Genomic DNA, 12,046 nt, shown 5'->3' with positions numbered 1-12,046 from the left:
AAACCCCGCAAAAGCGGGGTTTTTCAGAAAGTCCTAAATCCGGAAATTAAGGATTTTGGATGTTAGAAGCTTGCTTGCCTTTAGGGCCTTGCGTGACTTCGAACGCTACTTTTTGACCTTCTTTCAGTGTCTTAAAGCCGTTCATTTGGATTGCGGAAAAGTGGGCGAACAAATCCTCACCACCGTCGTCCGGAGTGATAAAGCCGAAGCCTTTGGAATCATTGAACCACTTGACGGTACCTGTTGCCATAATGCGTCTTTCAAATAAAAACTAATCACACGAGCCGTAAAAGCAAGAAACCTGGCGATATGCCAGCCCCCCCTAAACTTGCCCACTTCATATTGACTAATTACTACTAATGCAGTCAATAAATGTCATTCTTGGCGGAAAAAAAACTAAAGTCAAGAAACTTTTATTTACTTGTATCCTATTGTTGTATTTTTAAGTAATGTCAGCAAATTCCTTTATACATTTAAGTGAAATGTCTGCTTTTCACTTAAAACTTGATCTGTGAGAAATGATCACCATCTGTGAGTTTGTCCGAAAGCAGGTAACATCTGCTCAGAGCAGAAATAAGGTAGTTTTACCTGTTTATTATTTGCCTTTGGAACGAATCAACGTACTAAAATAGACGCATGGGAAACAAGCAAGAAAACGGTACGATACTGGAGCGGCAGACACAACAGCTCAAACCGCCCTCAATGTATCAGGTAATATTATTGAACGACGACTATACCCCTATGGAATTCGTGGTGGCGGTCGTTCAGGAATACTTTCATAAAGACCGAGAGACGGCGATGCAGATCATGCTCAAAGTACATAGAGACGGTAAAGGAATTTGTGGCGTATATTCGAAAGATATTGCACTGACTAAAGTGGAACTCGTTTTGACACACGCTCGTAAGGCAGGACACCCCCTGCAATGTGTGATGGAGGAAGTATGATTGCGCAAGAATTAGAAGTCAGTTTGCATATGGCCTTTGTTGAGGCCAGACAAGCTCGTTATGAGTTCATCACAGTCGAGCATTTATTGCTGGCTCTGCTGGATAATCCTTCGGCAGCCGAGGTGATGCGCGCATGCGCGGTCAATATCGATGACTTACGCAAAACCCTGAGTAACTTCATCACTGATAACACGCCGACTGTGCCTGGCACGACAGAGGTTGATACGCAGCCGACCCTGGGTTTCCAGCGTGTGATTCAACGTGCGATCATGCATGTGCAGTCGTCGTCAAATGGCAAAAAAGAAGTCACCGGTGCGAATGTGCTGGTTGCTATTTTTGGCGAGAAAGACTCGCACGCCGTCTATTACCTGCATCAGCAAGGTGTCACCCGTCTGGATGTCGTGAATTTTATTTCTCATGGTGTCCGTAAAGATAATCTGAACGAGCCGCAAAAATCTCCTGAAGGTGGTGATGAGGGGCAGGCAGATGCGCAGGCGAAAGAAAATCCACTGGATCAGTTCACTCAAAATCTGAATAAGTCGGCAGCGGATGGCAAGATTGATCCCTTGATCGGACGCGACAGTGAAGTCGAACGCGTGATACAGATTTTGTGCCGTCGTCGTAAAAATAACCCCTTACTGGTCGGTGAGGCGGGTGTCGGAAAAACCGCGATTGCCGAAGGGTTGGCGTTACGTATCGTCAAATCAGAAGTACCGGATATCTTGCAAAATGCAGTGGTGTATTCACTCGATATGGGCGCATTACTGGCCGGAACGAAATATCGCGGTGATTTTGAGCAGCGTCTCAAGGGTGTGCTCAAACAGTTGAAAGAGACACCGAACGGTATTTTATTTATCGATGAGATTCATACCATCATTGGTGCCGGTTCGGCATCGGGCGGAACGCTGGACGCGTCCAATCTGTTGAAACCGGCTTTGTCGAGCGGTCAATTGAAATGCATCGGTGCGACAACCTACACCGAATATCGCGGTGTATTTGAAAAAGATCATGCACTGTCACGCCGCTTCCAGAAAATTGATGTGAATGAGCCGACGGTTGAGCAAACTGTGCAGATTCTGCGCGGCCTGAAATCGAAGTTTGAAGAGCATCACAATGTGAAGTATTCAGCATCGGCATTGACGACAGCAGCGGAATTGTCTGCCCGCTTTATCAATGACCGCCATTTGCCGGATAAGGCGATTGACGTGATTGATGAGGCCGGTGCAGCGCAACGCATTCTGCCAAAATCGAAGCAAAAGAAAACGATAGGCAAAGCAGACATTGAGGAAATTATTTCCAAGATTGCCCGCATTCCGCCGCAAACTGTCAATCAGGATGACCGTAGCAAATTGCAGACCATCGATCGCGATCTGAAAAATGTCGTGTTTGGTCAGGAACCTGCGATTGAAGCGCTGGCTTCCGCAATCAAAATGGCTCGTGCCGGTTTGGGTAAAACGGACAAGCCTATCGGTTCCTTCCTGTTTTCAGGTCCGACCGGTGTTGGTAAAACTGAGGTCGCGAAACAGCTTGCCTTCACTTTAGGTATAGAACTGATTCGTTTCGACATGTCGGAATACATGGAGCGTCATGCGGTCAGTCGTTTGATCGGTGCGCCGCCGGGGTATGTCGGTTTTGATCAGGGCGGTTTGCTGACGGAGGCGATTAACAAGAAGCCGCATGCAGTGTTGCTGCTGGATGAGATAGAAAAAGCGCACCCTGATGTCTTCAATATTTTGTTGCAAGTCATGGATCATGGCACGCTGACGGATAACAATGGCCGTAAAGCGGATTTCCGTAACGTGATCATTATCATGACCACGAATGCCGGTGCCGAGAGCTTGCAGAAACGCTCGATTGGCTTTAATGACAGTCGTGAAGCCGGTGATGAAATGGCGGATATCAAGCGCATGTTCACGCCAGAATTCCGCAATCGTCTCGACTCGATCATCAGTTTCCGTGCCTTGGACGAAGAAATTATTCTGCGCGTGGTGGATAAGTTCCTGATGCAACTGGAAGAACAATTGCATGAGAAAAAAGTGGAAGCGACTTTCACTGATCACTTGCGTAAATTCCTCGCGAAGAAAGGTTTTGATCCGTTGATGGGCGCACGTCCTATGGCTCGCCTGATCCAGGACATGATCCGCAAAGCATTGGCCGATGAGCTGTTGTTTGGTCGTCTGGTGTCTGGCGGGCGCGTCGTGGTCGATCTCGATGATAAGGATCAGATTACACTGGACTTCAGCGAAGGTGATGCGACGCCGCCAGAGGCTTCGCAGGAAATCGTTGAAGTGGAATAAATAAAAAAGTGCACAGCGATCGTACTGATCGCTGTGTGTATAACTGATGTGCGGTGTTCACACTCGGGAGATCATAATGGGTAGTTTTGTCGTACCGTTGTATGTGTTGGATTACACAACCAAAACGATTAATGCTGTATTGTCGCCAGCTGCACTGGAAGGCAAAGAAGTAGAGGTCGATGTATATGACCGACGTGACGCAGGGAAAAAATATACGGCAATCGGTCGCCGGATTAAAGGTGAAGACGACACATTTCTGATCTGTGTCACTTTGGATTCCGGGCCACATGAAGACTCCTGGAATTACACCTTACTGCGCGAATCCGCAGGTCGTAGCCGCAAAATGAAAAAATAAAAACCGGAGCTTGCTCCGGTTTTTATTTGCTCTGCCGCCGAGGGTAGGGACGCTGTTGATGTTGTTTACACGTGCAAAGCTTCGTATTTACCCATTTATATACTCCCGGGAGTATATTTCAGAGCCCTTATTTTCTGCGGGGATAAAGGCAAAAATATAAAAAACAGGGGGGAGTATATATATTTCTGGCGTCCCGTTGCTTAATGTTTGCCGGTGCTGCCAAAACCGCCGTCACCGCGTTCGCTGCCGCCAAACTCTTCCACGATGTTAAATCCGACCTGTACCACAGGAACGATAATTAATTGCGCCAGCCTATCCATAGGATTCAACGTGAACGCACTGTGTCCACGATTCCAGGTCGAGATCATCAGCTGACCTTGGTAATCAGAGTCGATCAATCCCACCAGATTTCCCAGTACGATGCCATTTTTATGGCCCATGCCGCTGCGTGGCAGGATCATTGCGGCATAAGCCGGGTCCGCGATATGGATCGCCAGCCCGGTCGGAATCAATACTGTTTCACCCGGTTGTATCGTGACAGACTCGTCCAGACAGGCGCGTAAGTCCAGCCCCGCGCTGCCCGGTGTGCCATAACTTGGCAGCAAGTCTTTCATGCGTGGATCAAGAATTTTGAGATCGATATTTTTCATAAAAACTCAGAAAAAGAAAATGTAAGTGAGGCGAACAGTTTGTTCAATTAATGCGGCAAGCGTCGCGCGATTTCAGCCAACAATTGAATTGCCAGCGTTTGCTTGTCTGCGCGTGGCAGCGCGGTGTGACCGTGCTCGTCAAATAAGACGAGTTCATTGTCGTCTCTGCCGAATGTGTGGTGACCGATGTTGCCCACCAACAGCGGTATATTTTTCTTGATACGTTTCGCGGCACCGTATTCCAGCAGATTTTCTGACTCCGCTGCAAAGCCGACGCAGTAAGGCGCGCCGGGCATCGCGGCAACGGTGGCCAGAATGTCTGGATTTTGTGCAAACACCAGTTGCGGCGTGTCATCGTGCTGCGTTTTTTTCAGTTTGTGCTCACTTGCATTGGCAACGCGCCAATCGGCCACGGCCGCGACGGCAACAAAAATATCCTGCTTGTGTTGTGCGAGGCTTTTCAGCACGGCATCATGCATTTGCAGCGCGGTCTGTACGTGGATGCGGCGCACGCCATGCGGCGCTTCGAGAGCGGTCGGGCCTGATATCAAGGTCACATGTGCACCGGCTTCCCACGCAGCAAGCGCAATCGCGTAACCCATTTTTCCGGAAGATAAATTGGTGATGCCGCGCACCGGGTCGATAGGTTCGAAGGTTGGGCCTGCTGTGATGAGCAGGTGCTTACCAGCCAGTATTTTCGGCTGGAATGCCGCGATGATTTCCGTGAGTAATTGCTCAGGCTCCAGCATACGTCCCATGCCGGTCTCGCCACAAGCCTGGTCGCCTGCAGCGGGCCCCAGAACCTGTATGCCGTCCTCTTCAATCTGAGCGACGTTACGTTGTGTCGCCGCGTTTTGCCACATCTCGACATTCATTGCCGGGGCGATCAGTAAAGGAACGTGACGAGGCCGGGCGATGCACAGCGTGGACAGCAAATCGTCACATGCGCCATGCGCGAGCTTGAACATGAAATCGGTGCTGCAGGGGGCAATGATGATCGCGTCGGCGTCGCGCGTCAGATCAATATGCGGCATATTGTTGTGAATGCGCGCATCCCACTGATCGGTAAATACGGTATTGCCTGACAAAGCTTGCATCGTCACAGGTGTGATGAACTGGGTTGCGGCCCGTGTCATCACCACTTGTACGTGAGCACCTGCTTTACCTAATGCCCGCGTTAATTCAGCGACCTTGTAGCAGGCGACGCCACCGGTCATGCCAAGCACAATTTTTTTTCCAGCCAGTCGCAGACTCATGTTCAGCACTCCTTATTTTTTGACGCGACGCAATTCATCCAGAATGAACAGTGCTGCGCCGACCACAATCGCGCTATCGGCAATATTGAAAGCTGGGAAGTGATAAATCTCCTGGTAATGGAAATCCAGAAAATCAATCACATGACCATACAACAGGCGGTCAATCACATTTCCCAGTGCACCGCCCATAATCATCGCCAGTGCAGCACAAAACAGTTTTTGCGTTGCATGACGCTTCAGAAGATAGGTAATGTACGCCGCTGCAATCAGCCCTATCGCAGTAAAGAAATAGCGCTGCCAACCAGATTCCGCAGCCAGAAAGCTGAATGCCGCGCCTTTGTTATACACCAGCGTCAGATTAAAAAACGAGGTAATGCTCAGCGATTCAGCATAGTCGAATAATTTGGTGATGGTGATTTTACTGACCTGATCAAACAGAATAATGATCGTCGCCAGACCCAGCCAGGGTATCAGGGAGGAACCTGAAGTAGTTGAGCCAGCAGAGAAATTCGAACGTTTTTTGGTAGCCATGGATAGTCTGAAAAGAAGAGAATGGGCGTAACCTTACCTGAAAGCAGGCGATATCAGAAAGTTAAAGCAGTTTCATTTGCCGACTTACGCAACATCGCCGCTCTGGCATGATGGCGTGTTGTCACATCAGGTGTGATGCCTGCGTCACGGTGCCTCGCCGGAACAATTTTGCGTCTGTCCTTCATTTAAACAAGACGGGCAGATGATGTTCTGCTCCACCTTGTTTCTCTGTATTAAAAATTATGCGAAACGACGCGTTTCACCGGCACCAAACAAATTGCTGACGCAGCGGCCACACAAGCCTGTGTGCTCGGCATGGCTGCCAACGTCTGCACGATAATGCCAGCAGCGCTCACATTTTTCATATTTGGATGGTGTCACGACGACGGCTTCTTCCGCCTCTGTCGCGACTTGCTCAACTGTGGCAGCAGAGGTGATCAGGGTAAATTTCAAATCGTCTGCCAGACTGCTCAGCACCGCAAATTTGTCGCCTGCAGCTTTGATGGCGACTTCTGCTTGCAGTGATGAGCCGATTGCACCAGATACACGTACTTCTTCCAGTTGTTTGGTCACATCCGTACGCACTGCACGCAAGGTATTGAATTTGCCGAGCAAGGTTGCAGCATCGGCGATTTCCGGTAACTGGTAATAGGTTTGTGTGAAGATGGTTTCGTCGCTGTCTTTGTAGGCATCGGCTGCGGCAAAGAATTGCCATGCTTCTTCTGCGGTGAACGACAGCATCGGTGCTATCAGACGCAGCAACGATTGCGTGATATGCCAGATCGCTGTCTGTGCCGAACGACGCGCATGCGACGTTGTACCGCTGGTGTACAGACGATCTTTCAGAATATCGAGGTAGAAACCACCGAGATCTTCCGAGCAGAATGACTGCAATTTGCTGACCACAGGGTGGAATTCAAACGCATCAAAATGTGCCAGGATATCTTTCTGCAATGCTGCCATATTGGCGATTGCGTAGCGGTCGATTTCCAGCAGCTCATTGATCGCGACCGCATCTTTTGCCGCATCAAAATCCGACGTATTCGCCAGCAAGAAGCGCAAGGTATTGCGGATGCGGCGATAGGCTTCCGTCACACGTTTCAGGATTTCGTCAGAAATAGATAGTTCACCGGAATAATCAGACGACGCGACCCACAGGCGCAGGATATCTGCGCCAAGGGTGTCGGATATTTTTTGCGGTGCTAAGGTATTGCCCAAAGATTTGGACATTTTTTTACCTTCGCCATCGACAGTAAAACCATGCGTCAGCAAGGCTTTGTATGGCGCACGGCCATCCAGCATGGATGCGGTCAACAGCGAGGAGTGGAACCAGCCGCGATGCTGATCAGAGCCTTCGAGGTACAGGTCAGCAGGGAACTGTAGTTGTTGTTTGTGTGAACCACGTAAAACAGTCTGATGTGTTACGCCGGAATCAAACCAGACATCCAGCGTGTCGCGGTTTTTCACATACATATCTGCTTCATCGCCAAGCAAATCCGCGACTTCGATTTTTTGCCAGGCTTCGATACCTTCTTTTTCCATGCGCAGTGCGATCTGTTCCAGCAATTCTGGTGTGCGTGGATGCAACTGGCCGGTTTCCTTATGCAGGAAGAACGCCATCGGCACGCCCCATTGACGCTGACGTGACAAGGTCCAGTCAGGGCGGTTGGCGATCATGCCATGTAAACGGGCCTTACCCCACGCGGGGAAGAATGCTGTTTCATCGATGGCTTTCAATGCGGTTTGACGCAGGCTGTCGCCGCCCGCTGCGGGCGTGTTATCCATGCTGGCAAACCATTGGGACGTGGCGCGATAGATGATCGGCGTTTTATGACGCCAGCAATGCATGTAGCTATGGTCAAACATTTTCAGCGAGAACAATGTGCCCGCTTCTTTCAGTTTTTCGCAGATAGGCTTGGACGCTTCCCAGATCGTCATACCAGCCAAGAAAGGCAGACTGGACGCGAATCTGCCATCACCCATCACAGGAGCGATGATGTCGTCGTCTTTCATACCATGCGCTTTGCATGACTGGAAATCTTCGATACCGTAGGCTGGTGCAGAGTGAACCACACCGGTACCGGTTTCGGTACTGACGTAATCACCCAGATAGACCGGAGAAAAACGGTCATAGCCCGCATCCATTGCCGCCAGCGGATGTTTAAATTTAATTTCGGATAAATCTGCACCCAGGCAGGTGGCGATGATTTTACCAGTCAGTCCGTAGTTAGTCAGGCAGGCTTCGACTAGGTCTTTTGCGAGGATCAGCAGGATGTCTTCACTGTCGCGCTGGGTCTTGACCAGTGCGTAAGTGATTTCAGGATGCATGTTCAATGCCTGATTCGACGGGATGGTCCACGGCGTTGTGGTCCAGATCACGCAATAGCCTTTATCCAGTGGCAGCTTATCCAGTTTGAAGGCCGCAGCCAGTTTGTCGTTTTCTTCAGCCCCTGCAAACGGGAAACCGACATCGATGGATGGATCGCGTTTGTTTTCGTATTCGACTTCAGCTTCAGCCAGTGCAGAGCCGCAGTCAAAACACCAGTTGACTGGCTTCAGACCACGATAGACATAGCCTTTTTCCAGTAATTTGCCGAGCGCACGCAATTCATCTGCTTCATTGCCAAATGCCATGGTTTTGTAAGGATTGTCCCATTCGCCCAGAACGCCCAGGCGGATAAAGCCAGCCTTTTGTTTTTCTATCTGTTCATTTGCATACGCGCGCGCTTTGGCATGCACTTCGGCCACTGGCAGGTTTTTGCCAAACAGCTTTTCGACCTGAATTTCGATAGGCATACCGTGGCAATCCCAGCCAGGTACATAAGGAGCATCAAAGCCAGCCATAGTGCGGGCTTTGATGATCATGTCTTTCAATATCTTGTTGACGGCGTGACCCAGATGGATATCGCCATTGGCGTATGGTGGGCCGTCATGCAGGATGAATTTTGGACGACCAGCAGCAGCCTTGCGCACACGTTCATAGATTTTTTTGTCCTGCCATTCCTTGACCCATTTAGGTTCGCGTTTGGCGAGGTCGCCACGCATAGGGAAGGCGGTTTCGGTCATGTTGACCGGATATTTATTGGCAGATTTAGCCGCTTTGTTTTCAGACATGATGAATTTTCTTGTAAAGATAGAGGGAGAAGAAAAACCGTGCGGTGTTTCTTCAAATTCGGTCAGTAGCGTTACTGGCGGGTATGCGTGTCGTTACTCCGAAATAAGCACGCGCCTGATCGGCGTCGCGCTGAATCGCGGCGGTCAGCGTTTCCAGATCGCTATATTTCTCTTCGTCACGCAGTTTCTGTAAAAACTCGATCTGTACGATGTTGCCGTAAGCATTGCCGCTGTAGTCGAACACATGCGTCTCCAACAGCACGCGGCCACTATCATCTACGGTAGGGCGCACGCCCAGACTGGCGACGGCAGGCAGCGGCTGATCGGCGAGGCCATGTACCTGCACAATAAAAATACCGGTCAGGGCAGGGCGATGATGCGCGATGCGCAAATTCAGTGTCGGAAAGCCGATGGTACGGCCCAGTTTTTGCCCGTGTATCACATGGCCAGAAATACGGTAAGGGTGGCCAAGCAATGCCTGTGCTTCGTCAAAGTCACCATGCACCAACGCAGCGCGAACGGCCGAAGAGGAAATTCTGACGCCTTTATTTTGCACCGAAGCTAAAGTCACGACCTCAAAGCCGTGGATTTTGCCTGCAGCTTCCAGCATTGCGATACTACCGGCGCGTTTGGCACCGAAGCAGAAATCTTCACCCACCATCAGCCATTTCACATGCAAACCTTCGACCAGTACTTTTTCTATAAAGTCCTGCGGCGACAGTGAGGCAAAGTGGGCATTGAAATGTTCGACGATCACGCGGTCGACATTGGCGTTTTGTAGCGAAGTCAGGTTGTCACGCAGATTGGCAATTCTGGCCGGTGCTTTCGATAAATCGCCGGCCAGCTTGGCAAAGAATGCACGAGGATGTGGTTCAAACGTCATCACCGCAGCCTCGATACCGAGACGATCAGCGGCGTCGCGCAGGTGGGCGAGCAAAGTCTGATGACCAAGATGCACCCCATCAAAGTTACCTATCGCCAATGCACAAGCGGCACGGGAGGCTGCATTCGGAAGTCCGCGAAATACCTTCATTGTGTCCAGAAAACTGCTGGTAGGGTAGGAACAGGTCATTGCTGACCCATTCCCCCCTAAGAACCGTGCTTGCGAGTTTCCCCGCACACGGCTCAAGCCTATAACAATACTTCTAAAAAGAAGTAACCATTTTTTTTCAAAGCCCCCAAGTGGGAGCCGGCTTTATTACTTTCAAACCAGTGCTATGTACTTGGGCGTGACAATTGGGGTGCAATAGTACCCGATTTCCCAAAGCATCAGAACCTCCATGCACACGATATTCAATGTGATGGTCATGCCAGCCTGTTGTCTTGGTCATCTTGCAACTGCATATTGCACAAAGCCCTTTCTGATCAATGTACATCCGAATAAATTGCTTACGATGCCGCATGTTTTCCAACATGCGTTCCTGTTGCAATTGTTCGCCATACATTTCCCATTCAGGGTCAAACGGGTTATACGCCCCTTTGATTTTCTTGTGCCGCTTAATTGCTGTCCCGGATAACTGGTACAGTTCTGTCAGCGTTGTTTCCCCTTTTTCGTTCGCTACAGGTGCTGCGAACACCCAATTTCGTTCGCCAGTGGTGTGGAAATACTTCTTCCGTATCCACTCACCGTTTTTATTTGGATGTCGTCGTGCCGCCCACCGCCAGATCGCCTTGAAAATCAGGCTATCCATTCGGTTGTACGTCGCTTTGGCTACTACCGGACTGTGATACTGCGCCCAGCCTCGTAGAATCCGGTTCAACATTTGGATTAACTCACCCTGTTTTACCGTCTTATGTTGACTGATGATTTCCTTGGCCTTGCGATAAAACGTTTGCACGTTTTTCTTACTTGGTTTGATGAGCAGTTTTTCCTGATACTTACGGAAATTCCACCCTAGAAAATCAAAGCCTTCGTCAATATGAACAATATGCGTTTTGGTTTCTGATAACTGCAATCCTCTGACTGCAAGGAATGACTGTATCCAAGGTTTAACTTCCCTCTCTAAGACATCTTTAGAGGCACCTGTTATCACAAAGTCGTCAGCATATCGAACTACATTCACTTTTAGCTTACGTGCTTTAGTCTGACCTAAGAAATCAATCAAGCCAGATTCCAACCCGTTTAGTGTCACATTTGCCAAAGTAGGGGAAATGATTCCCCCTTGCGGCGTACCGGCTTCCGTCTCCTGAAACTGCCCTTGATAAACTAGGCCAGATTTCAACCATTTCCGCAGAATTGAATGCTCCATAGGAACATTTTTAATCAGCCAGTCATGGTTGATGTTATCAAAACAGCCTGCTATATCTGCTTCCAATATCCATTGAGCCGAAGCTTTCTTGGATAAATTGACAAATAGTTGAGACATCGCATCTGCTGTTGATCGATTACTCCGAAATCCATAAGAATTCGGGTCACTCGTCGACTCAGACACGGGTTCCAACGCCAACAAAAATAAAGCCTGCATAGCCCGATCGCGCATAGTGGGTATCCCTAAGGGGCGTTTTTTCCCATTCGCTTTCGGTATATAGATTCTCCGCAAAGGCAGAGGTCTATATCCACGCGGCTTCATCCTGTTAACTGCCAACCATTTCGTTTCAGGTGACTCCCATAGCTCACCATCTACACCCGCTGTACGTTTACCTTGATTCTCAGTAACACGTCTTACTGCTAATAACTTTGCAGAGAGCATGCGGGTCAGCATTCGTTGCAGGGCTTTCACCTTGCGCCATTTGCCTTCCCGTGTAGCCTTCGCAATTCGGATCTGCATCCCTTTCACATTCCTCTCGACCTGCCGCCAGTTAACGGCGTGCCAGTCTTGCGGTGCGTGAGAAAGCGCAGACACATCCATATGGATATGCACTCTCATGCTGCTTTCCTCCTTGTAAATTGAAAGATGA

At 49.6% G+C, this 12,046-nt stretch carries 10 protein-coding genes; 3 read left to right on the top strand and 7 right to left on the bottom strand.

The features are described from left to right. Positions 1 to 46 precede the first annotated feature (46 nt). Positions 47 to 250: a cold-shock protein gene (locus H8K29_RS04930; protein ID WP_186883254.1), complete on the bottom strand. Its 204-nt coding sequence runs from the start codon at positions 248 to 250 to the stop codon at positions 47 to 49. Positions 251 to 636: 386 nt separating this feature from the next. Here H8K29_RS04930 and clpS point away from each other — a divergent pair, with 386 nt between their 5' ends. The 3 genes from clpS (at position 637) to H8K29_RS04915 (ending at position 3,597) form a co-directional block, all read left to right on the top strand. Next, positions 637 to 945 carry an ATP-dependent Clp protease adapter ClpS gene (gene clpS, locus H8K29_RS04925; RefSeq protein ID WP_186883255.1) on the top strand — a complete coding sequence of 103 codons (309 nt, stop codon included), beginning with the start codon at positions 637 to 639 and terminating at the stop codon, positions 943 to 945. Continuing rightward, positions 942 to 3,242, top strand: a complete 2,301-nt coding sequence (clpA, locus tag H8K29_RS04920; RefSeq protein ID WP_186896669.1) for an ATP-dependent Clp protease ATP-binding subunit ClpA — start codon at positions 942 to 944, stop codon at positions 3,240 to 3,242. Before clpS ends, clpA begins: the two co-directional genes overlap by 4 nt. 76 nt (positions 3,243 to 3,318) lie before the next feature. Beyond that, positions 3,319 to 3,597: a hypothetical protein gene (locus H8K29_RS04915; protein WP_186883257.1), complete on the top strand. Its 279-nt coding sequence runs from the start codon at positions 3,319 to 3,321 to the stop codon at positions 3,595 to 3,597. Positions 3,598 to 3,797: 200 nt separating this feature from the next. On the opposite strand, the gene dut is transcribed toward H8K29_RS04915, so the two are convergent. The 6 genes from dut to ltrA form a co-directional block, all read right to left on the bottom strand. Beyond that, complete coding sequence (dut, locus tag H8K29_RS04910) at positions 3,798 to 4,247, bottom strand: dUTP diphosphatase (RefSeq protein ID WP_186883258.1); 450 nt, start codon at positions 4,245 to 4,247, stop codon at positions 3,798 to 3,800. A 47-nt stretch (positions 4,248 to 4,294) separates the two neighbouring features. Next, entirely contained in the window at positions 4,295 to 5,497 is a 1,203-nt protein-coding gene (gene coaBC, locus H8K29_RS04905; protein ID WP_186897132.1) for a bifunctional phosphopantothenoylcysteine decarboxylase/phosphopantothenate--cysteine ligase CoaBC, read from the bottom strand. Between the two features lie 18 nt (positions 5,498 to 5,515). Continuing rightward, positions 5,516 to 6,034, bottom strand: a complete 519-nt coding sequence (gene lspA / locus H8K29_RS04900) for a signal peptidase II (protein WP_186896668.1) — start codon at positions 6,032 to 6,034, stop codon at positions 5,516 to 5,518. 240 nt (positions 6,035 to 6,274) lie between these two features. Further along, positions 6,275 to 9,148, bottom strand: a complete 2,874-nt coding sequence (gene ileS / locus H8K29_RS04895; RefSeq protein WP_186896667.1) for an isoleucine--tRNA ligase — start codon at positions 9,146 to 9,148, stop codon at positions 6,275 to 6,277. A 52-nt stretch (positions 9,149 to 9,200) separates the two neighbouring features. Further along, positions 9,201 to 10,181, bottom strand: a complete 981-nt coding sequence (locus H8K29_RS04890; RefSeq protein ID WP_186897131.1) for a bifunctional riboflavin kinase/FAD synthetase — start codon at positions 10,179 to 10,181, stop codon at positions 9,201 to 9,203. Positions 10,182 to 10,317: 136 nt separating this feature from the next. Next, positions 10,318 to 12,015 carry a group II intron reverse transcriptase/maturase gene (gene ltrA, locus H8K29_RS04885; RefSeq protein WP_186896666.1) on the bottom strand — a complete coding sequence of 566 codons (1,698 nt, stop codon included), beginning with the start codon at positions 12,013 to 12,015 and terminating at the stop codon, positions 10,318 to 10,320. Positions 12,016 to 12,046 lie beyond the last annotated feature (31 nt).

This window comes from Undibacterium sp. CY21W (assembly GCF_014284265.1).
Lineage (GTDB): Bacteria > Pseudomonadota > Gammaproteobacteria > Burkholderiales > Burkholderiaceae_D > Undibacterium > Undibacterium aquatile.
Note: the sequence above shows the minus strand (reverse complement) of the source record. Positions and strands in the feature narration are given on the sequence as shown.

Coding starts and splice junctions, on each gene's coding strand:
- H8K29_RS04890 (WP_186897131.1), bottom strand. CDS start 10,181: ATGAAGGTATTTCGCGGACTTCCGAATGCAGCCTCCCGTGCCGCTTGT.
- H8K29_RS04930 (WP_186883254.1), bottom strand. CDS start 250: ATGGCAACAGGTACCGTCAAGTGGTTCAATGATTCCAAAGGCTTCGGC.
- H8K29_RS04915 (WP_186883257.1), top strand. CDS start 3,319: ATGGGTAGTTTTGTCGTACCGTTGTATGTGTTGGATTACACAACCAAA.
- clpS (WP_186883255.1), top strand. CDS start 637: ATGGGAAACAAGCAAGAAAACGGTACGATACTGGAGCGGCAGACACAA.
- clpA (WP_186896669.1), top strand. CDS start 942: ATGATTGCGCAAGAATTAGAAGTCAGTTTGCATATGGCCTTTGTTGAG.
- lspA (WP_186896668.1), bottom strand. CDS start 6,034: ATGGCTACCAAAAAACGTTCGAATTTCTCTGCTGGCTCAACTACTTCA.
- dut (WP_186883258.1), bottom strand. CDS start 4,247: ATGAAAAATATCGATCTCAAAATTCTTGATCCACGCATGAAAGACTTG.
- ltrA (WP_186896666.1), bottom strand. CDS start 12,015: ATGAGAGTGCATATCCATATGGATGTGTCTGCGCTTTCTCACGCACCG.
- ileS (WP_186896667.1), bottom strand. CDS start 9,148: ATGTCTGAAAACAAAGCGGCTAAATCTGCCAATAAATATCCGGTCAAC.